The 20,460-nt window shown below is 65.5% G+C and carries 22 protein-coding genes; 12 read left to right on the top strand and 10 right to left on the bottom strand.

What is annotated here, in order from left to right:
• Positions 1–7 precede the first annotated feature (7 nt).
• From Y900_RS05760 to Y900_RS05800, 9 genes are read left to right on the top strand one after another with little or no spacing between them, the layout of a single operon-like run.
• Positions 8–868: an MlaE family ABC transporter permease gene (locus tag Y900_RS05760; protein ID WP_036345956.1), complete on the top strand. Its 861-nt coding sequence runs from the start codon at positions 8–10 to the stop codon at positions 866–868.
• 3 nt (positions 869–871) lie between these two features.
• Positions 872–1,924 (top strand): MlaD family protein, encoded by a 1,053-nt coding sequence (locus tag Y900_RS05765; protein WP_051659911.1) that lies wholly within the window; start codon positions 872–874, stop codon positions 1,922–1,924.
• Positions 1,921–2,931 carry an MlaD family protein gene (locus Y900_RS05770; protein WP_036340012.1) on the top strand — a complete coding sequence of 337 codons (1,011 nt, stop codon included), beginning with the start codon at positions 1,921–1,923 and terminating at the stop codon, positions 2,929–2,931. Before Y900_RS05765 ends, Y900_RS05770 begins: the two co-directional genes overlap by 4 nt.
• Positions 2,931–3,971, top strand: a complete 1,041-nt coding sequence (locus Y900_RS05775; protein WP_036340016.1) for an MlaD family protein — start codon at positions 2,931–2,933, stop codon at positions 3,969–3,971. The genes Y900_RS05770 and Y900_RS05775 overlap by 1 nt, the downstream gene beginning before the upstream one ends.
• A 1-nt stretch (position 3,972) precedes the next feature.
• Positions 3,973–5,151 (top strand): MlaD family protein, encoded by a 1,179-nt coding sequence (locus Y900_RS05780; RefSeq protein ID WP_036340019.1) that lies wholly within the window; start codon positions 3,973–3,975, stop codon positions 5,149–5,151.
• Positions 5,148–6,194, top strand: coding sequence for an MlaD family protein (locus Y900_RS05785; RefSeq protein WP_036340022.1), 1,047 nt, complete (start codon positions 5,148–5,150; stop codon positions 6,192–6,194). The genes Y900_RS05780 and Y900_RS05785 overlap by 4 nt, the downstream gene beginning before the upstream one ends.
• Positions 6,191–7,156, top strand: coding sequence for an MlaD family protein (locus Y900_RS05790; protein ID WP_036340027.1), 966 nt, complete (start codon positions 6,191–6,193; stop codon positions 7,154–7,156). Before Y900_RS05785 ends, Y900_RS05790 begins: the two co-directional genes overlap by 4 nt.
• Before the next feature lie 23 nt (positions 7,157–7,179).
• The gene (locus Y900_RS30175) at positions 7,180–7,911 is read left to right on the top strand and encodes a hypothetical protein (RefSeq protein WP_051660324.1); all 732 of its coding nucleotides are present in this window, start codon (positions 7,180–7,182) and stop codon (positions 7,909–7,911) included.
• Between the two features lie 11 nt (positions 7,912–7,922).
• Positions 7,923–8,750 carry a hypothetical protein gene (locus Y900_RS05800; protein ID WP_109751027.1) on the top strand — a complete coding sequence of 276 codons (828 nt, stop codon included), beginning with the start codon at positions 7,923–7,925 and terminating at the stop codon, positions 8,748–8,750.
• A 3-nt stretch (positions 8,751–8,753) separates the two neighbouring features.
• Here the strand turns inward: Y900_RS05800 and Y900_RS05805 are convergent, their stop codons facing one another.
• The 5 genes from Y900_RS05805 to Y900_RS05825 form a co-directional block, all read right to left on the bottom strand.
• Positions 8,754–9,596 carry a nitroreductase family protein gene (locus tag Y900_RS05805; protein WP_036345968.1) on the bottom strand — a complete coding sequence of 281 codons (843 nt, stop codon included), beginning with the start codon at positions 9,594–9,596 and terminating at the stop codon, positions 8,754–8,756.
• 54 nt (positions 9,597–9,650) lie between these two features.
• A complete protein-coding gene (locus Y900_RS05810; RefSeq protein WP_036340031.1) occupies positions 9,651–10,028 on the bottom strand; it encodes a hypothetical protein in 378 nt (125 codons plus the stop codon).
• Between the two features lie 115 nt (positions 10,029–10,143).
• Positions 10,144–11,364, bottom strand: coding sequence for an MFS transporter (locus tag Y900_RS05815; RefSeq protein ID WP_036340034.1), 1,221 nt, complete (start codon positions 11,362–11,364; stop codon positions 10,144–10,146).
• A gap of 100 nt (positions 11,365–11,464) precedes the next feature.
• A complete protein-coding gene (locus Y900_RS05820; protein ID WP_036340036.1) occupies positions 11,465–12,334 on the bottom strand; it encodes a LysR family transcriptional regulator in 870 nt (289 codons plus the stop codon).
• A gap of 10 nt (positions 12,335–12,344) precedes the next feature.
• The gene (locus Y900_RS05825; protein WP_036340038.1) at positions 12,345–12,938 is read right to left on the bottom strand and encodes a TetR/AcrR family transcriptional regulator; all 594 of its coding nucleotides are present in this window, start codon (positions 12,936–12,938) and stop codon (positions 12,345–12,347) included.
• A gap of 125 nt (positions 12,939–13,063) precedes the next feature.
• On the opposite strand from Y900_RS05825, the gene Y900_RS05830 reads away from it, so the two are divergent.
• Both Y900_RS05830 and Y900_RS05835 read left to right on the top strand, forming a co-directional pair.
• Complete coding sequence (locus tag Y900_RS05830; protein WP_036340041.1) at positions 13,064–14,140, top strand: phosphotransferase; 1,077 nt, start codon at positions 13,064–13,066, stop codon at positions 14,138–14,140.
• 46 nt (positions 14,141–14,186) lie between these two features.
• Positions 14,187–15,596, top strand: a complete 1,410-nt coding sequence (locus Y900_RS05835) for a TIGR00366 family protein (RefSeq protein WP_036340043.1) — start codon at positions 14,187–14,189, stop codon at positions 15,594–15,596.
• A gap of 4 nt (positions 15,597–15,600) precedes the next feature.
• Here the strand turns inward: Y900_RS05835 and Y900_RS05840 are convergent, their stop codons facing one another.
• The 3 genes from Y900_RS05840 to Y900_RS05850 form a co-directional block, all read right to left on the bottom strand.
• Positions 15,601–16,041, bottom strand: a complete 441-nt coding sequence (locus Y900_RS05840) for a lipoprotein LppJ family protein (protein ID WP_036345971.1) — start codon at positions 16,039–16,041, stop codon at positions 15,601–15,603.
• An 86-nt stretch (positions 16,042–16,127) separates the two neighbouring features.
• Complete coding sequence (locus tag Y900_RS05845; RefSeq protein WP_051659912.1) at positions 16,128–17,840, bottom strand: Rv0964c family protein; 1,713 nt, start codon at positions 17,838–17,840, stop codon at positions 16,128–16,130.
• Positions 17,830–18,156, bottom strand: coding sequence for a WXG100 family type VII secretion target (locus tag Y900_RS05850; protein ID WP_036340046.1), 327 nt, complete (start codon positions 18,154–18,156; stop codon positions 17,830–17,832). The genes Y900_RS05845 and Y900_RS05850 overlap by 11 nt, the downstream gene beginning before the upstream one ends.
• 325 nt (positions 18,157–18,481) lie before the next feature.
• Here Y900_RS05850 and Y900_RS05855 point away from each other — a divergent pair, with 325 nt between their 5' ends.
• Positions 18,482–19,171 (top strand): PAS and ANTAR domain-containing protein, encoded by a 690-nt coding sequence (locus tag Y900_RS05855; protein WP_036340049.1) that lies wholly within the window; start codon positions 18,482–18,484, stop codon positions 19,169–19,171.
• Here Y900_RS05855 and Y900_RS05860 read toward each other — a convergent pair.
• Together Y900_RS05860 and Y900_RS05865 are read right to left on the bottom strand one after the other, a co-directional pair.
• Positions 19,168–19,461, bottom strand: a complete 294-nt coding sequence (locus Y900_RS05860; RefSeq protein WP_036340051.1) for a DUF4873 domain-containing protein — start codon at positions 19,459–19,461, stop codon at positions 19,168–19,170. The genes Y900_RS05855 and Y900_RS05860 overlap by 4 nt on opposite strands.
• Positions 19,458–20,363, bottom strand: coding sequence for an AurF N-oxygenase family protein (locus Y900_RS05865; protein WP_036340054.1), 906 nt, complete (start codon positions 20,361–20,363; stop codon positions 19,458–19,460). Before Y900_RS05865 ends, Y900_RS05860 begins: the two co-directional genes overlap by 4 nt.
• Between the last annotated feature and the right edge of the window lie 97 nt (positions 20,364–20,460).

Genomic DNA, 20,460 nt, shown 5'->3' on the forward strand with positions numbered 1-20,460 from the left:
GGCTCGGGTGTCAGCGCCGTCGCGGCACATTCCCAATGCCCTACGGGCGCCGTTGTGGATCGCCGACCAAGGCGACTCGCTGATCCAGCGACTCGGGCACCAGGTCAGCTTCCTAGCCCAAGTGCTCGGCGCGATCCCGCACACGCTCCGGCACTACCGGCATCAGACCGGGGTGCTGCTGGTCGACGTGATGTGGGGCAACGGATCACTGATCGTCGGCGGCGGCACCATCGGTGTGCTGATCTTCATGGGTACCGCGGTCGGCGGGTCGGTGGGGATCGAGGGCTACAGCGCCCTCGACATGGTCGGGATGGGCCCGCTGACCGGATTCGTGTCCGCGTACGCCAACACCCGGGAGATGGCACCGATGATCGCCGGGATCGGCTTCGCCGCGCAGGCCGGCTGCCGGATGACCGCCGAGATCGGCGCAATGCGGATCTCCGAGGAGATCGACGCCCTGGAAGCGCTTGGTATACGGTCGATCCCGTTCGTCGTCACCACCCGGGTGATCGCCGGCATGCTGACCATCATCCCGCTGTACGTGGTGACGCTGGCGCTGAGCTATGTGTCCTGCGCGCTGGTGGTCAACGTGATGCACGGCCAGTCGTCAGGCACCTACTACCACTATTTCGACTCCTTCATCCAACCCTCCGACGTGGTGTTCTCGGTGCTCAAAGCCGTGATCTTCGTGACGCTGATCATCGCCATCCACGGCTACCAGGGCTACTACGCCGTCGGCGGTCCCGAAGGTGTCGGCCGCGCGTCCGGACGGGCCATCCGTGCCAGCATCGTCACGGTGGTCGCCGCGGATATGGTTCTGACGCTGCTGTTCTGGGGCAACAGTCCCGGGATTCGGATCTCGGGATAGGGCATGTTCGCATCTGCCGACCAGGGCGGGCGCAGGCCCACCTCGCGCGCGCTGCGCATCCGCGGCCTCATCGCCGCGATCGTCTTGCTCGTCGCAGGCACTGTCCTCCATCACCTCGGAACCGGCGGCTACGCCGACACATTCAAACTGACGGTGATGGCCGACAAACTCGGCGAAGGCCTGACCCCGGGTGCGGAAGTGAAATTCCGCGGCCTGACCATCGGGTCGGTGAAGACGCTGCAGTCGGCCGGCTTCAACAAGCAGAAGATCACCCTCGAACTCGAGCCGCGCCAAGCAGCAGCCTTGGCGGCCGACACCACCGCGAACTTCACCTCGTCCAACACCTTTGGTCTGGCCGCCGTCGAGTTGGTCAGCAGTGGCACCGGCCCGCGGCTGGGTTCTGGCCAGACGCTGACGGTCGATACCAGTGTGCGCTCGGCGTCCATCACCGGGCTGCTGCGCCAGGGTCAGAAGTTCGGCAGGATCATGGACTCGCCCGACATCGACCACATCATCGCGATCGTGCGCAAGCACGCCGACCTCACCGAGCCGGTCACCCGGTCCTACTTCGACCTGATCAAGATGGTCACCGACTCGCAGAAAGTGCCTTTCTCACAATCCCTTTCGGTGCTCGCCTCGGTGGTCAACGGGGTCAGTGACGCCGTCCCGCTGGTCAGCCTGGCCTATGACCTGCTCAACGGGATGGAATTCCTGGCGCACCCTGACGGCGTGGATCGGATGAACCTGATCATGGACCAGCTGGCGAAGCTGCTCTTCACCACGGACGGGATCTTTGCCAAGCACATCTCGTGGCTCGTCCCGCTCTTCGGCGGCATCATGAGCGTCTTTGTGCCCTACGCGTACATGTACGGAAGCATGTCGCCGGCCTACGACCGCATCTCCGGTCTGCTGGACCGCACCAGCACGGCGTTTCCGATCATCAACGGCAAGGTCCGGCTGAATCTCGAACTGACCCTGGACACCATGCCCGGGCTGGCCGCCGCCTTGCCGGCCGAGGCTCCCGCCCCAGCGCCCCCGTCAGGCGGTGGCCGGTGAGAAGCGTTACCAAGTCGGTGTTCTGGCTGACGGTGTTCACGGCGGTCGCGGTGGTGTGCACCCTGATTGTGCTGACGGCCCTTCGCAGTCCGGTCACCGGAGCGCTGTCCGGGTACACCGCCACGTTCTCCGATGTGTCGGGCCTCTATGTCGGTGACGACGTCCGCATATCCGGGGTTCAGGTCGGCAAGGTGCAAACCATCCGGCTCGACGGGCGAGTGGCCAAGGTCGATTTCACCGCCCAGGCCGATCATCCGGTCTACACCAACACCGTGGCCGCGGTGCGGTATCAAACCCTGATCGGGCAGCGCTATGTGGAACTCGTCCAGCCGGCCAAGCCCGGCAACCGGCTGCCGGACGGGGGCACCCTTCCCATCGGGCAGACCATCCCGTCGTTCGACGTGGCCAAGCTGTTCAACGGATTTCAGCCGATCTTCCAGACCCTCGACCCAGCCCAGTTCAACCTGCTGGGCGAGAACCTGCTGCGGCTCATTCAGGGCGACGAGTCGGGCATCGGCCCATTCCTCCACGACCTCGACGAAATCTCCTCCCTGGCGGTGGACCGCCAGCTCGTCATCACCACGATGATCCGCAATCTCAGCGCGATCTCCCAGGATCTGGGTGGCAAGTCCGGACAGCTGTTCCAGCTGATCTCCCAGCTCAATGTGGTGCTCGCTCAATTCGGCTCCAAGGCAGAGGAATTCCGTCAGTCGCTGGAAAGCGGGCTGCCGGTCCTGCGGAACACCACCCACGTCATGCAATACTTCGAGCACACCTTCGACGGCACGACCGGCCCGCTCTACGACCTGAGCAGCCGGATGTGGCCGCAGACCCCGACCATCATCGCCGGCCTCTCACTGGCGCCGTCGTTGATCCAGGGCATGCGGGACTGGCTGGTCGACGAACAGCCGGCGACCCCGACGTTCTCCTGCTCGCGCGGCGAGGTCACGCTCCCAGGGATCGGCGAGGTCTCGTTCGCACAGCAGAACCTGGTGGTGTGCAAGTAATGCAGCTCGACAAGCACCTCACCACCTTGCGCGCCACGATCGGTGGGCGCCAAGGCGCGCGCGACGAGCGCGCCACCGCCAACCGCAATCGCCGAAACGGGATCATCGGCGTCGTCGTCATCATCGCCGCGCTCGCCGGCACCGCCATGGCCTACCTGAACCCCGCCGATGAGGCGGGCTTCACCGCGCACATGCCGAACTCCGCGGGGCTGCGCGCCGGCGACCAGGTGCGGGTGGCCGGCATCGCGGTCGGCAAGGTCACCAGCGTCCGACTCGACGGCGCCTTGGTCGAGATGAAGTTCGACGTCGAGAACTCGGTCAAGGTCGGCTCGGACTCCACCCTCGACATCAAGCTTCTGACCCCGCTCGGCGGCCACTACGTCGCGCTGGATCCCAAGGGGACAGCTCCACTGGGCCGCAATGGAATTCCGCCGCAACGCGTCACCCTGCCGTTCGAGGTCAACGACATCATCCAGGCCGCCACCCCGGTGGTGAAAGAAGTCGACGGCCAGGTCATCCACGACACCTTCGCCGAAGTCGCCAACGCGGCCAACCGGTACCCCGACGCGGTGCGTAATCTGCTGCAGTCCGCCGACCGGTTGACCGAATCGATGAGCAGATCCACCACCGACTTTCATCGCGGCCTCGACTTTGTCAACGACGGGCTGCGGGCCATGACGGCCGGACGCGCCCAGCTCATCACCCTGTTCGAGCAGTTCGACATCCTCGGCAAGATGTACACCTCCAAGGCGGTCGACATCGTCGAATTCTTCTCTCTGATCAAGGAATTGACCCGCGTTCTCGATCGACTCACGATGTGGTACGGCAAAGACGTCATGCCCATCGCCGAAGGAATCGAAGACATCAGTGACACGCTGGCGGCCCACCCGGAACGCTGGGGCATGGCCCTGGACGGCCTCGGCCAGACACTCAACATCATCGGACCGATGCTCAGCGGCAACGGTGTCACCTTCGACCAGCACAACCGGCTGGTCCCCGGTCAGGACCTCTGCCTACCCAACATCATGAAGACCTGTTGACATGGCTCCTGCTGACCTGACGAAGGCATCACGCATCGGCGCGCGGCTGCGGTCACGCCGTGGAATCGCCATAGCGGTGGTGATCCTCACCGTGCTGGCGGTCGCGGTGGCCGTCAGCATCAAAGTACTGGCCCCGAAGCTCAACCCCACCCGGGCGATGTGCGCCGAATTCACCGACGCGGTGGGCCTGTACCCCGGCAACAAGGTCGCGCTGCTGGGTATCGAGATCGGCTCGACGACCGCGATCGTCAACAAACCCGACCATGTCGAGGTGGACTTCACCGTGCCCGCGGATCTCGTCCTGCCTGCCGATGTCGGCGCGGTCACCTACTCGCAATCCATCGTCACGGATCGGCACGTCGAGCTGACCAAGCCCTACACCGGGGGACCCAAGTTCACCGGTCCGGGCTGCATCAAGCTCAAGTCCACCAAGACGCCCATCAGCGTCAGCGAAACGTTCTCCGCCATCGGCAGTCTCACCGATGCGATCCTGGGATCCCAACCTGGCCAGGATCCGTCCACGGCGCCCGGCGTCCAGGCGATCAACGACAGTCTGAGCGCGGCAAGCAATTCCCTGCAGGGCACCGGGCCGGGGATCAACAAGACGATGCGCAACCTGCGCACCATGCTCGCCGACCCGTACAAGGCCGACGCCGACTACCGCCAGCTGTTCGAGAACAGCGAGATCCTCACCTCCGACTTCCTCAAGAACTGGGACAGCTTCGCCTCGGTGATCCAAACCCTGCCGGTCACCACCCAATTGATGGAAGGCCTGTCGGACAACTTCGGTGCCGCGATGGCCAATGTGTCCCACCTGCTGCCGACGCTGATCGAGGCGCTCAACCGGTTCGGCCCACGGTTCTACGACAAGTTCGACAAACGGTTCGGCGGACTGCGTGATCTGTTGAACCGGCACATCCCGGCGATCACCGCGATGATCAACTCCTGGCCGCAGTTCAGCAACTGGCTCGCCGACATCTACGAGCCGGCGTGGGGCACCCACAACGTGACCTACATCCCGCCGCAGGTGTCGATCGCCCCGACGCAGGCCGGCGCAATCTGCCAAGGACTCACGGAGCGCAACATCCCCGGCGCCGCGGCTGCGTGCGCGTCGGGCACCCCGACCGACCCGGTGACGCTCGGCCTGACCAATCTCGTTCTTGGGGCGGCGCTGCCATGACCCGATGCTCGCTGCGCGCGTTCAGCGCATTGTTGTTCACCGTCATCATCGGTCTCACCGCGGCTTGTTCACTGGATCCGACCCGGCTGCCGGTCCCGGGTGCCTACAGCCCGCGGCACTCCTACGACATCAACATCGAGTTCGCCAGTGTGCTCAATCTGCCGGCACGGGCCAAGGTGGACTCCGGCGGCGTTCAGGTCGGCGTGCTCGACAGCGTCCGACTCCAGGGCACCACGGCGGTCACGACTGTCGAAATCGCCGGTGACACCAAGCTTCCCGTGGCGACGCGTGCCGAGCTTCGTCAGGCCACCCCCCTCGGCGACATCTACATCGCGCTGCTTCCGCCGGAAGACAGGTCCGGGCCGGTACTGCGCAACGGCGACACCATTCCGGTGAGCAACACCTCACCGGCCGACAACGTCGAGGATCTCCTGCGCTCGATGTCGAACCTCGTCGCCGGTGGCGCGATCGGCACCCTGCAGACCACCGTGGTCAACGTCAACAGAGCGTTCCCGCAGGATCCGCACGAGCTGACCCGCATGCAGCACACGGTCGCCGGGGTGCTCAACGACCTGGCCACCAATCAGGACACCATCGACCAGATGCTCGACGGCATGGAGAACATCACCTCCGGATTCGCGGCCAACACCCAGGTGTTCAACCGGCTGGTGACTGAAGGCCCGGCGAAACTCCAAGGGCTGTCGGCGGTCACGATGGCCATCCTGAACGTCGTCGGCGCCAGCAAGGACGTCGGCAAGCTCGGCGGCGATCTGATCAACCCCATCGCGGGCGACCTGATGCAGATCCTGTCCTACATCACGCCGATGATCCACACGATGGCCACCGCGGACACCACCATCCCGGTGATCGCCGACAAGTTCGTGGCGCTGCTGCGCTACAAGCTGCTCGGGTGGTTCCGCGACGGCGGTCCCAAGTACACCATCACCGAACTGCACGCACCCACCGGGCACGAAGGGGTTGATCCCGCCGACAAGGCGAACCAGGCTGTCGAGGCCATGCAGACGATGGGGTTGGTGCCATGAAGTTCAGTGCGCGCACCACGCTGGTGATCCTGGTGGTGATGACCCTCGCCGGCGCGGCCTACATGTCGTTCGGCGTGCTGGACATGGGGCCGACCAAACAGGTCACGCGACTGACGTTGCTGCTCAACTCTTCCGGTGGTTTGATGCCCACCTCGGAAGTGACGATGCGCGGCATCAAGGTCGGCCGGGTGACCGGCATCCAGACCACCGCCACCGGACTTGCCGTCTCGATGGACGTGGACCGTAAATACCAGGTCCCGGCCGACAGCGCGATCAGCGTGGAGAACCTGTCGGCCGCCGGTGAACAGTACATCGACTTCCGGCCGACGCTGATCGCGCCGCCCTACTTCACCGACGGCGCCGTGATCCCGCCAGACCGAGTGGCACCGATCGTGACCGCCAGCGACCTGCTCGCGAGAGCCAATGTTCTGTTCACGGCACTGAACCTCGACCAGATCCACGGCATCATCAACGACATGTCCGCGGCGTTCAAGGGCAACGACGAGACGATCGACTCGCTGGCCGTCACTGCCGGGTTGACCGCGAACGTGATCCGTGACGACAAGGAACTGTTGACCACGTTGTTCAGCAACGTGTCGACGTTCACCACCAACCTGGGCGACATCCATGCCGGCGAAATCATCAGCGAGACAGGCAAAATGCTGCCGAAGTCGGTGCCCGCGTTCTTGCAGCTGGTCCACCAGATCGAGATCTTGTCGCACACCGGCATAGGTGTCATCGGCCCGCAGGACCCGGCGGGGATCCTGGTCGCCAAGTTCGGCGAATGGCTCGACATGCTGGCCGGCCCGCTGGGCACGTTCGCCACCATCCTGCAGCCCGCGATGGCACCATTACACGACATCAAGATCGACGCCGGGCACTGGCTGGACTTCTGGGAATCGACGTTCAACGACACCGGCGGCGTTCGGGTGCAGCTCAACGTACCTCAGTGGCATCAATGACCGACAGCGAGGACAGCTCTGACATGACCGATTCACCTGTCGGCGAGGACGACAAGGTCGACGACGCCGTGAGCGAGACCGCCGCGGCGGACGAGGTTTCGGCCGGGCCGCGGCGGGGCCGCAGCTTCTGGGTAGCGATCGTCTTGGCGGTGCTGCTCGTCGGAGGCGGCGCGTTCGGCGTCGTCAAATACCGCGAGGTGAACGGCCAACTCGCCCAGGCACGTCAAGCGCAGGCCGATCGTGAGGCCGCCGCACAGCTGGCCCGCGACTACGCGATGAAGTCGCTCACTTATAGCTTCGAAGACCCGGACGCGTTCTTCCGATCCGTCGAAGACGGTGTGTCACAACAACTCAAGGACAAGTACGTCAACGCCACCGACTTGCTCAAAGCGGTGATGCTGCAGGCACAGGTCAGCTCAACCGGCGAAGTGCTGGCGACCGACCCGGTCCTCAGCCCGGACGGGTCCTACGAAGTGGTGGTGTCGGCCCATCAGACGACCCGCAATCTGCAGAACCCGACGCCGAAGGTGTCGATCATCCTGTTGCGGGTCACCGTGAACAAGGTCGGAAACGGCTGGCAGGTCACCGATATCGGCCCGAAGACCGGCACCAAGGCACCCGAGGAGCAGCAGCTTCCGGGTGCTGCGCCCGCTCCCCCGGGCCCACCCGTTCCCGGTGGCGCGCCTGCTGCTCCCCCCGCTGCCCCGGCCCCGGCTCCCGCCCCCGCGCCGGCCCCACCGGCACCGCGTCCGTGAGTGTGGGTGTTATGCACGGAATTTGGCTGAAATCGGTGCATAACACCCACAGTCGGCACACATTCAGGCGCTGGTCGGCGCTGCTGGCGTCGCTGACGATCGCGACAGCCGGTGTGGTGTGTCCTCACGCAGCCGCTGACACCTCGCTGCCGCCCTGCCCGCAGTCGAACCCCGTGATCACACCGTCGGGCACGTCACCGCAGGTCGATTGCGCCTTGCACTCCGGTGATCTCGACTTCGCCGTGAACTACTGGCGGGTGCCCGAATTGCCGAAGCCCGGGGCGGTCAAGGTCACCGTGACGGACCGATCGGGCGCGGTGGTGCAGACGATCGACGAACTCCTGGAGCCGTCCACCCCGGGCGGTGTCGGGCTGCAGGACCTCGACGGCGACGGGAGTCAGGAACTGATCATCCCGATCTCGCGGAATCTGCTCAACGGCGCTAATCCGAATACGCGGTTCGCGGTGTGGCGCGCCCACGAAGACAGTCGGCATTACGAGCGCACCCAGATGGTCGGGCAGGCCGTGTATCCCAGCGGGGACGGCTATCTGGTCACCAATGGCGGCGGCCCGGCCAGTCGGGACCTGACCTTCTATCTGCCGACCGGCGCCGGGTACACGCTCGTCGTGGTGTTGACCATCGAAGTGCTGGAGGCAGATCCGGCCACCAACAAAGCGTTGACCGTCAACTGCCGCGCCCACCAGGAAGACGGCCTGCATGCGGTCGACATGAGCATTCGCCAGGCCGAGGACTACTTCTGCAATTCGCCTGCTGCCAAGGCTATTTGGCCCGACGCTCAACGAGTCCAGATCAAGCAATGGGGCGTCTTCAGGAACTGAGCGCTACCGATTGGTCCACTCCGTGACATCGCGTGCCGCTCGACGATCGGTCGCGGGCAGCGGCTCGGCATCGTCCAACGGGTGTCCGACACGAATCAGGGCTTGCGGATAAGTCGTACCGTCGAACACCTCGCATGCCAGCGCAAGCCGGCTTCGGGTGTCGTTCAACGGCTCGGTCAGCGGGCAGCTTGCGAAACCCATCGCGGTGGCCGTCAGCGTCACGTGGCTGAGCGCTTCACCGGTTCGCAACCGCATGTCGTCACCATCGCGGCGAGTTCCCAGAACCAATAACACTGCGCCATCGGGTGTTTCGTCGGACCTCTCGCCGGTGGCTGTTGGGTAGTGAAGCTCGACGGCGCCGTTGTCCAGTCGAGTCCACCGAGTCGTCGGGACAACCTGCACATCCACATCCAACCGCCTGGCCCGGATGTACAGCAGTTCGAGCGTGCCGGGCGCTATCGGCCGGGAGCCGTATGGACGGCGGTCTGCGCGTCGCTGCGGTATCGCCGAGGCCAGCTCGCTCCACCCATCCTGAGGCGGCTGCTCGACCACTTCCAGGATCGCCAGATGACTGTTGTCTGCATGGTCGGGGAACCGCCGGACAGTCGGGTGCCACCCCGCGGCCGCCATCGCGACGACGCAGTGATCGAGAACCGCCCCGCAGCCGAGGAGGACGTCGCGCCGGTCCGCCGGGGCGTCACCGGCCCGGCGACTCCAGTCCGCATAAAGGTGCACGGCCTCACCGTCGACCTGCCAGCGCCACGGCTGCAGGTTGCGCAGGGACGGGGCGCGGGCAGCGATGTCGAGCACTGTCTCCAGCGTCGCCGCGTCGGGCAAGGAACTCACCTGCCGTGTCACCTCCGTCCGTCGCGTCGTTCCCGATTATCCTCGGGGCCAACGCTAGGGTGCGCACCACTCGCGAACCGCGACGAGCAGATCCCTGGCCTTCGCCAGATCGCTCGCGAGTCGCTCCGGTGTCGCCGGGCGGTACGGGTCGCCGTTGTCGATCTGCGACGCCACCATGTTGGACCGGATCCGGAGGTCGATTCCGGGTGGACTGCTCAGATTGTGCAACGGACTCAGCGGCGCCCGAACCTGAGCGGCGACCCACGGCGGTGTCCCCCTCGGTGCGATCTCGTTGAACACCGCTTCCAGCTGGTCTGCCGCGGGAAGCAGCAGAGCGCAATCATTGTCGCCGGCCGCCGCCATGGGCGCATTGATCAGGCTCATCAGCACCGTTGTGGCCAGAAGCGGCACACCGAACATTCCTCGACGCATCGGCTCTACTTTGGCATTGCGGCGCCGTTCCCGGGATGACTTTTCGAATCACTGCGCGCGACCGCCGGTGATGTATTGCGGTGTGTGCCGGCGGTCTGGGACTACTGAGGCGCCGCTAGCCGTCTCGTAGCACCAGGGCCGCAAGCGATCCGGCGATGCCCGCCAGTACCAGGATGGTGACGGCGACCGCCGTCCACCCGTGCTCGTCGAACGCGACACCACCCAGCCAGCCGATGGCGCTGGAGCCGCCGTAGTAGAAGAGGTTGTAGAGCGATGACGCCTGGGCTTTGCCCCCGGGCGCGGCCAGCCCGGTCCATCCCGCGGCGGTGGAATGCGCACCGAAGAACCCCGCCGTGGCCACCACCAACCCGATGAGGATCGCGATCACGTTGGCGCTCAACGTGATCGCGACTCCTATCATCATGATCACGACCGAGACGAGCAGCACCCGTTTCCGGCCGAAGCGGGCCGCCTCGGCCCCGGCGCGCGACGACGCCCACGTTCCGGCCAGGTACGCCAGGAACACCAGGCTCACCACCGACGCGGGCAGTCCGAACGGCGCGGCGGTCAACCGGTAGCCGAGGAAGTTGTAGAGCGCCACGAAACCGCCCATCAACAGAAAGCCCTGGGCGAACAGGACGAGCTGGCGCGGCGTGCGCAGGTTGACGACGAGCCGGTGCGCGAGACTGCCGTCAGGATTGCCTCCGCGGTGCGACGCCGGAGCGAAGCCGCGCGGTTCGGGAGCCAGTTTGACGAAGCCCATCGCCGCGATCCCGCAGATCACCGCGACGGTGAAGACGCCGATGCGCCACCCGGCGAACTCAGCCACCGGGCTCGACACCAGTCGTCCGAGCAGGCCGCCGATCGTCGTTCCGGCCACGAAGGTGCCGGCCGCGCGGGCGGCGTGCGCGCGGTCGACTTCCTCGGTCAGGTACGCCACCGCGATGGCCGGCACCCCACCGACCAGCAGTCCCTCGACGAACCGGCCTGCCATCAGCAGCCCGAACGTCGGCGCGAACGGCACCAGCATCCCGACCAGCGTGGCGCCGGAGACCGAAACCGTGATGGCCTTGACCCTGCCGATGCGGTCGGCCAGCGCCGACCAGGGGATCACGCCGATCGCCAAACCGACGGTCGACGCCGAAATGATCAGTGCGGCACGGGCAGCACCGACGGCCAGGTCCGCGGAGATCAAGGGCAGGACCGCCTGCGGCGAGTACAGCTGCGCGAAGGTGGCCACGCCCGCGCAGAACAGCGCCGCCAGGAGTCGGGCGTAGGCGGATGAGCCGCGGGTGTGCCCGGTCCAAGTACGGTCCGGGGATTGGTCAATCGTCACTGAGTGCACGGTAGGAAAGCACTACTGATGTGTCCAATACATAGACCAACTTCTATCCATGCAGATTGCGCATGACGCCAGGTGAGCGCTCAGCGCGGACTCAACTACCGGCGAGGAAATCCACAAAGCGCCGGCTGGGTGGCGCCAGCGGGCGGCTGCGCGCCCAGGCCAAGCCGACCTCGCGTTTGGCCCGGCTGTTCGACAGCGGCACATGGATCACCCTCGCATCAGTGCCGTCCCGGGGCACCGGCACCACCGCCACGCCGAACCCCGCCGCGACCAAACCTTCCATCGTCGGGATCTCGGAGGCCTCGAACACGATCTGCGGGTCGATCCCGGCCTCGACCCACAGCTCGTCGGTCAACTGCCGCAACCCGAATGGCTTCTCGAGCGCGACGAACGGCTCACTGGCCGCCGCCGACAGGCTGACCCGGCTGCGCCCCGCGAGCCGGTGGCCCACGGAGACCGCCAAACACAGTCGCTCGACGTAGAGGCGGTGCCAAGAGAAGGCCCCTGGGTCGGGCCGCGGTGAGGTGACGGCGACATCGGATCCACCGTCGAGGATACTGCGGGCGATCTCGTGCGCGGCGCCCTGAAACAGGTCGAACTGGATCTTCGGCGCGGTTTCCCGAAATCGCCGAAGTTGTTCGGGCACATACCAGTTGGCCAGTGAATGCAGGAAAGCCAGGCGGACGCGGCCGGTGTCGGGATCCCGCAGCGTCGCAATGCGATCCAGAGCCGCCTGGACTTCGGCGAGGCTGCGGCGGCAGTGTTCGAGCATGATGCGGCCGTACTCGTTGAGGTGGAGTCGACGCCCGACACGATCGAACAGTGGGACACCCACGTTCTGCTCGAGCCTGCTCAGGGCGCGCGAGAGGGTGGGTTGACTGACCCCGAGTTCGGCCGCCGCCTCGGTGACATGTTCGGTCTCGGCCAGCACCACGAACCACTGCAATTCCTCGAGATGCACGTCAACGACCCTAGGCCGAGCGGACGCCGCTCAACAGCGCATCCACCAGAGCCCCGTACCGGCCCGCGGCGTCGTCGCTGCCCACCGGGCTACTCATGACCTGCAGGAGCAGGGTGCCCATCAGTGCGTTGGCGATGGCGTCGGGGTCGACATCGGGGCGCACGGCACCGCTGTCCACCGCCCGGCGGACTCTGTCCACAAGTCCACTGCGCTGCGGAACGCTGAGTTGTTCGTACAGCGCTTCGGTATCACCGGAATTCGCGGCCGCGGCGGCGACGAGCGCACGGATGAGCTTGGCGTTGGCGGGTTCGGCGATGAACTCACCGTGCTCGATCAGCCAGCGCTGGAGGTCCGCGCCGAGATCGCCGGTATCGGGCACGTCGAACGAACCGCCTCGGCCATAAGCGTCCAGCACCGCCTCGGCGACCAGCGGCGCCTTCGACGTCCACCGCCGGTAGAGCGTCTTCTTGCCGACCTGCGCCCGCGCCGCGACGCCATCCATCGACAGCTCGGCATAGCTGGATTCCATCAGCACCTCGCGCGCGGCATCGAGGATCGCCGCGTGCAGCGATGCGTCTCGGGGCCGGCCGGGCGGTTGCGACATGTCGCGAGCTTAACTTCGCCCATTCCCGACGGCCGTCCGCGACGGTGCGGTAAGTTTCCGACTATTACGACACACTTCGTGTCGTAATAGTTCAGACGAGTCGCACCCGAGGAGTGCCCGCCGACATGAGCTCACCCGCATTGTCAGTGCCCGCCGATTTCGCCGAGGTGTCGCCGGGTTGGATGACGGACGCCCTGGCCGCCCACTACCCGGGCGCCACGGTCAGCGACGTCGCGATCGACCTCCGTGACGACGGCACCAATCGTCGTGCGCGCCTGCGGTTGTCCTACTCCGCGGGTACGGGACCGACGACCGTGTTCGTCAAGGCTGCCGACCCCGACCACAAAGAGCTGATCCGGATGACCAGCGGCATGTTCCACGAGCCGCGACTGTTCAGCTCGGGCGTCGAGCTGCCACTGGAGCATCCCGTCGTCTACGCGGCGCTCATCGACGAAGACGCTTACGACTTCTGCCTGGTCATGGAAGACCTCACCGCCCGGGGTGCGGATCCGCGGGATTCCCTGCGGCCGCTGACGATCGATCAGGCGCGCTCCGGGATGCGCGGGCTCGGACGGCTTCACGGACGGTACTGGGGTGATCGCGTGCTGCGGGAGCCGGCATTGGGCTGGCTGGAACCGTTCGAGCCGTTCGACGGTCTGCAGTACGCGCCACTGCCGAGCGCGCTGGAGCAGCTCGATGACAGCACCCCGGCCGAGGTGCTGTCGCTGTCGATCGACCAGCTGGTCGAGGGGGTGTGGAAGCCGTACATCAGGACGTTGACCACCTCACCGCAGACGCTTCTGCATGGCGATCCGCACATCGGCAACACCTATGTCACGCCCGATGATGAGGTCGGGTTCCTGGACTGGCAGGTCGCCCGTCGCGGCAACTGGTCACTGGATGTCGGGTATTTCCTGCAGGGGGCGCTGACCGTCGACGACCGTCGCGAGCACGAGCGGGCGCTGCTGGAGGAGTATCGGGACGCGCTCGGCCTGCCCGCCGAGGAGCTGCCGTCCTCGGACGAGGTGTGGCTGCGCTACCGGGCGTCGGTCGCACATGGACTGGCGCTGTGGTTGGCGACCGCCAGCAGCGGAGGTGGGCTCTGGCAGCGCCTCGAAGTCGCCGTCGCCCTGGCCCAGCGCTACGCCAATGCCTATGGCGATCTGGACACTCCGGCGGCAACCGCGGAGATCGCCTCGTAACGTAGTGCGCCAGGCAGTCGAGGATGCCGACAGCGAGGGGGCAACAATGACGACGCAGGCAGACGAGAAGCGCGAACGTCGCGGCATCATGCAATCGCTGACCGGGCTGTCGGTCCGGTACGTCGAACGCTTGATGCCCGACCCGTACCTGTTCGCGGTCATCCTCACGATCGTCGTCGCGGCCCTGGTCGGCTTCCTGGTCAAGGACGCCACCGCCACCGGAATGCTCAAAGCCTGGTACGGCGGCGTGTGGGGATCGCAGAACATCTTCACCTTCGCCTTCCAGATGGTGCTGATCCTCGTGACCGGCTACACCCTCGCCGAGGCACCAATCCTCAAGCGCGCCATCGTCTACGCCGCGAGCAAGCCGAACAATCAGGTTCAGGCCGCGCTGCTGTGCTTCGGCGTGAGCGCGGCGCTGCACCTGCTGAACTGGGGCCTCGGTCTGGTCGCCGGCGCACTGGTCGCACGCCAGGTCGCAAAACGACTGCCCGACACCCATTTCGGCTATCTGATCGCCGCATCGTTCATGGGCTTCATCGTCTGGACCCAGGGGCTGTCGTCGTCGATCGCGCTGGCCAACACCGACAGCAGCAGCCCCATCAACGTGATCCACAAGATCACCGGGATGACGGTGCCGTTGAGCGACACCATCTTCCAGCCCTACAGCTGGCTGTCGGTGATCGTCGTATTGGCCGTGCTCGCGCTCGCGGTGTGGCGGATGGCGCCGGCGCAGACCCTGGCTCCCGACCCGGCGATCTTCGAGGACGAAGAGCAACCGCAGACCGAGACCGGGGGCACGAAGACCTTCGCGGAGTGGCTGGAAAACCTCTGGATCCTCAACGTGCTGGTCTTCGCGGCCGGCATGGCCTACTTCTGGATCAGCGGTTTCGCCCTGAACATCTCATCGATGATCATGCTGCTCACGATCACCAGCGCGCTGCTGCACAAGACCCCGATCCGGTTCATTCGGGCATTCACCGGCGCCGCCAAGGTATCGGGTCCGCTGTTACTGCAGTACCCGCTGTACGGCGGGTTGGTCGGCTTGCTGGGTTACCAAGCGGCCAAAGACATCAAGCCGTTGCAGACTCTGCTGGCCGAGGGCCTCGTCCATGGCGCGAGCGAATACACGCTGCCGTTCCTGACCTTCGTCGGGTCGCTGATCATCAGCCTGTTCGTCCCGTCCGGCGGTGGGCACTGGGCAGTGCAGGGACCGATCGCCGTCGACTCGGCGGTGGCGGTCGGTCAGCACTCGTCGGCCTACCTGGGCCTGATGTCGATGGCAGTCGCCGTCGGCGAGGGCGTGGCAAACATGATCCAGCCGTTCTGGCTACTGCCCCTGCTGGCGATCGCGAAGCTGAATGTCCGCCAGGTGATGGGCTTTACAATCGTGGCGTTCCTGATCGGCTTCGTGGTGCTCGGGACCACCATGCTGATTGCACCCCATGTGATCTGAGCACTCAGGGCAGCGTGACGCGCTCCACCCGGCCCTTGGTGTCCTTTGTCGTGGTGGTATCACGGCATTCGCCGAACAGTTCGATGTCGCGGTTCGGATTGCTGACGTTCTGCGGCCCGAAGACAGCCACCACATTGGCCTTGCTCAACGCGGTGCCATGGGTGTGAAATCCCGGATCGGACGTCCAGCCGGAGTTGCGGAGTTGCTGGACCATCTGGGCGATCTCGGTGTCAGACACCGCGAACGATGCCGCGGGTGGATACGCGATGCGCATCTGCCCGCGGAAAGGTGGGTCACCCTGGTCGTTGCACGACGCGTGCCAAAACGCCGCTTCGACGACATTGATGTTCAGCGTGGTGACGATGTCGTGCGCAGCGTCCATGACCTGAGCCTTGGACTGCTCGGGGGTCAGCGGGTTGGAGACTCGGTCAGCGTCGGATTGCATGATTCCACATCCTGATAGTGCGGCGGCAACCATCACGGTCACCGCGAGCGGGATCCTCTTGCGCGGCACGATCACTGGGCTCCGTCCTAGTGGTAGTGGCCTGATGTCGGGGCACGATACAGCTCGGGATCGGACGGCAGCACGCCGATGTCGGTGAGGATGTTGTCGCTGCGATGCGGCGCGGTCATACCGTCGAGGGCCAGGGCATCACCGTGGCCGGAGACGATGTCGGCCATGCTGAACAGCGACTCGGTGCCACGTTCGAAGTAATGGCTGTGGTCGTTGATGGTCCAGCCGGGGACTTCCGCTTTGAAACGGGTCGAGCCGAACCCGTCCATGGCCGGGTCGGCGCCCAGCGCGAGATTCACGCCGGTACCCGGGATGTGCACCTGCGGAATACCCCCGAGCTGGGTGACCGGGTCCGTCGAGGCCGAACCGACGAAGACATGCCCACCCGGTCCGAGGTGAAAGTCTCCGGCGCTCTTGGCCATATCGGTTCCGGGGCAGCCGATGAGGATCACATCGTTGGTGTGCATCCCGTAACCCGCTGCCGCGTCGGCCACCGTCGTCGAGCCGTAAGAGTGCCCCATGACGGTCATGTGCGACGGGCCCGGACCGTGAGTGACGTTCAGGCCGTTGACATCTGCGGCGAGCAGCGCACCGCCCTGGTGCGCCAGCGAGGTCTGCGCGACCCGCGGGTCGGTCAGGCTGTTCGGCGCGTCATAGCCCATCCAGGCGACGACGGACGCCGATCGGCTCGGGTCCGCTTTCACGGCCTCGTTGTACAGGTTGCTGGCATCGCTGGCGCTGAGCCAGCCCTCGGTCACGCTGTGACTGGTGCCCGGCACCACCACCGTGGTGTTGGCAGCTTTGTCGGGGTTGCCGATCGCGATTGCCGCGCGGCCCTGACCGTCGAACTTCGTCGGCTGATACACCTGAAGAAATGTCTTGGCGCCGGTAGCCAGCTGATCGTCTTCGAGTGCCTGTTCCACCTTGACCGCGTTGGTGTAGCGCGTGACGTCGTCCGGGGTGCAGCCGTAGCGGAACGGGTCGTTGACGACATCCTGCGCGGAGACACCGTGCCGGCTGGCGGCTTCCTGGATGTTCTCGATGTCGGTGCGCATCGCGGTCTGATTCGCCACGTCACGGGCCTCGACGGGAATCCCGTTGAGATTGCCCATATATGGGGGATTGTCCCGCAATTCGGCCTGCTGCTGCTCGGGTGTCAGCGAATCCCACCACTTCTTGACGTCCTCGGGCGGGGTCGATTCCGGCGGTGGCGGCGGCGTGGGTTGGGCATCGGGTACCGGAAGCCTGCCGTCCGCCATGTTGATCGCCGCAGCCAGTTCGGCGTCAACACCGTTGGCTTCGACCAGGATTGCGTTCAACTGCGCTTGCAGGTCGGCGATCTTCGCCGCCAGATCCGCGGCCGTCCCCGTGAATCCCGGACCCTTGACCACCGAGTTCGTCGCTGGATCGATGTCCAACCCCTGGCTTCTCGCGTCGTCTTTGAGCTCGCGGAGTTCGATCTTCACTTTCTCGATGTCTTGTGCGGCCTTCTGCGCGGCCTGGGCTACCGCGAGGGCTTCACGGGCATGAGCGTCGAGGTCGACCCGCGTCTTGTGTATCGCGTCGCGGGCGGCGTCCGCCGCAACGCCACCCCAGGACTCAAATGCGGGGAGCTGTTCGGACGCCCGCGCCGCATCGGTCGAGGCTCCGCTGCGCGCGGACGCTGCGTGAAAAACTTCCCGGACGGCCTCTGGGTCCCACCGCTCGATGTCTGCGACGCTAAGCGTCACGCGCCTGACCGTTCGGCCGATACACGTCGGCGAATTCCTCAGCGTCGCGCTGATCCATCGCTGCGAATGTCATGCCACTCACCCGCAGACCTTCGGCATGCTCGTAGAGGCGCGTGGTGAGGGTCGTCGTCACCGTGGACCAGGCGGCAGCTTTCGCCGCCAGCGCGGACTGAGATTGTCCCACCCAGCTGAACAATGACGACTCGATGGTCTGGTCGGCCTGGGTATGGGTGGCGAACACGTTCTGCGAGTGCTGGTCCAACACTCCGCCCGAAGTGACGAGCGACTCCGGATTGACCTTCAGCGGCTCGGCCACGGCCCGCCTCCTCGCCCCGCGCAGCAAACTGTTCGAACCGCAAACTTACCACCAAAGAGGCATCCAGCGTGTCCACCCGGCAATATCGCGCACGCCCTCGCTGAGCGCATTCGGATGCCAAGGCGCACAGCGTGACTCCGACTCCGACGGCCGGCCTGGCCAACGGCCGGGCGTCACCGAGTCCCCACCAGTTGTTAAGGAACGATGACGCTGTCCCGATGATGCGAAAGCTGCACGTCAGCGGCGGTTGCAGCGACTAAAATGGACAGTGCCAATTACTGACAGAACGTCATAATTGACGCAGACTTGCCGAAGGGTATTGCACATGTCGGGCCGGCCAGATGAGCGGCGGGGCGAAAGCAGCCGCGGTAGTGGCCCGCGGCCGCCCGAACCCGGCTCGCTGTCTCGGATCGGGTGGGTCAGGTACTTTTTCGCCGACGACCGTTGGGAGTGGTCGGACGAGGTGGCCCGCATGCATGGCTACGAGCCCGGCTCCGTCACTCCGACAACCGAATTGGTGCTCTCCCACAAGCATCCGGAGGATCGCGACGAGCTCCTCGAGTTGCTGCAGCGAATACGCCACAACCGTGAGCCGTTCAGCACGCGGCATCGGATCCGCGACACAGAGGGACGAACCCACCATGTGGTCGTCGTGGGCAACCAGATGCGCGACGATGCCGGTGAGGTGATCGGCAGTGACGGCTTCTACATCGACATGACGGGCGACCTCCGTAGCGCACAGGAGCAGGTGAGCAATGAGGTCGAGGACATCGCCGCCCGCCGGTCTCCCATCGATCAGGCCAAAGGGATGCTGATGATGGTGTACAGCATCAGCGCCGACGCGGCCTTCGACCTGCTGCGCTGGCGTTCACAAGAGACCAACGTCAAGTTACGAGACCTCGCCCAACAGGTCGCCACAGATTTTCAAGGTGTAGCGCACGACGGCGCGATGCCGGACCGGTCGGTGTATGACGGACTGCTCATGACCGCGCATCTACGGGTCGGCCAGGGCTAAACCGACACCAGGTCGTAGGGCGGCGCGCCGACGCCACTGATCATGAGTTGTCCGGACGGGACTCGTTCGACGAGTTTCACTGCAACGCTGCGATTTCCGATGGTCAGCTGCGCTGGTTTGCCAGCCGTGACGGCATCGGGTGCGCCGTATGCGAGGCCCTGCCAGTGGTACTGTCCGTCGATCGGGTTGAGGTGCCCGGCGAGGCGGACCCGGACGGGACAGCGCACGCCGGCGACGTCCAGCTCGGCATCGCCGTCGAAGACACCGCTGTCGTCGGCCGCGGCCGTCACAGGAAGTTGCTCCGCTTCCACATCCGCCGGCTGATCCGGTTCATCAGTCCGATCTCCTCGAGGAATGCGGCCAGCGGCGCGAATCCCGTTCGCATGGTCTCATGGAAATACGGATTTGCCCGGGCCTGCCGTCGGCCTTCATGCCCGTCGAGCCCGGCGCGGCGGTAGACGGCACGGTTGGTGAACAGGTAGCGGTAGAACGGGCCGCCGGCGCCGTGGATCGTCGCGAGCAGGAAGCGATTTCGACCCTTCATGTTGGGGACGTCTCGGCGGGCGCCGTCGCGGGCGAACTGAATGTGGCGCGCTTCCTCGGTGACGTGAATTCGCATGACGCGGCGCACGATCGGCTGGATGTCCGGATCGTCGAGGATCTCCCGCTGCAGTGCGTCGAAGATCTCCTCCCCCACCAGTGCGGCGATCCACAGCACGGTCTTCTGGAACACCAGCGGCAGCAGGTTGATGGTCATCCGCTGAATCCGGCTGGGCTGGAACGGTTTACCGTCGACGGCCGCGATGGCGCGGCCGAACATGACCATGTGGCGGGTCTCGTCACCGAGTTCGGTGAGCGAGTAGTGAGTGGAGGCCGCGGTGACGTCGGCGTGCATGAGGCCGCGCAGCAGTGCCTGATTGAGGATGTTCTCGAACCACACGCCGGCCGAGAGCAGGTTGATGAACTCTTGCCGGGACAGCTCGATCTGCTGTTCGCGGCTCATCTGCTCCCACATCTGTGTGCCGTAGAGGGAGATCACCCGGGGCGGCAGGAAGTACTTGTCGGGCACGACGGGGGTGTCCCAGTCGATGTCGACGACGGGGGCGTAGGACTTGCGGGCCGAGCCCTTGAGCAGGCGGTCGGAGAACTCCTCTCGACTCGGTGGTGGTGCCGTCCTGGTCGAAGCAGTCATGTCGAGCCTCCTGGATCGCGGTTGGGCCGGTGAAACCGAAGATACATTCTGGGTTCGTTTGTATCAATAGCGTCCGAGCAGGCCTTACACTGCAGCA

This window comes from Mycolicibacterium aromaticivorans JS19b1 = JCM 16368 (genome assembly GCF_000559085.1).
GTDB classification, from domain to species: domain Bacteria; phylum Actinomycetota; class Actinomycetes; order Mycobacteriales; family Mycobacteriaceae; genus Mycobacterium; species Mycobacterium aromaticivorans.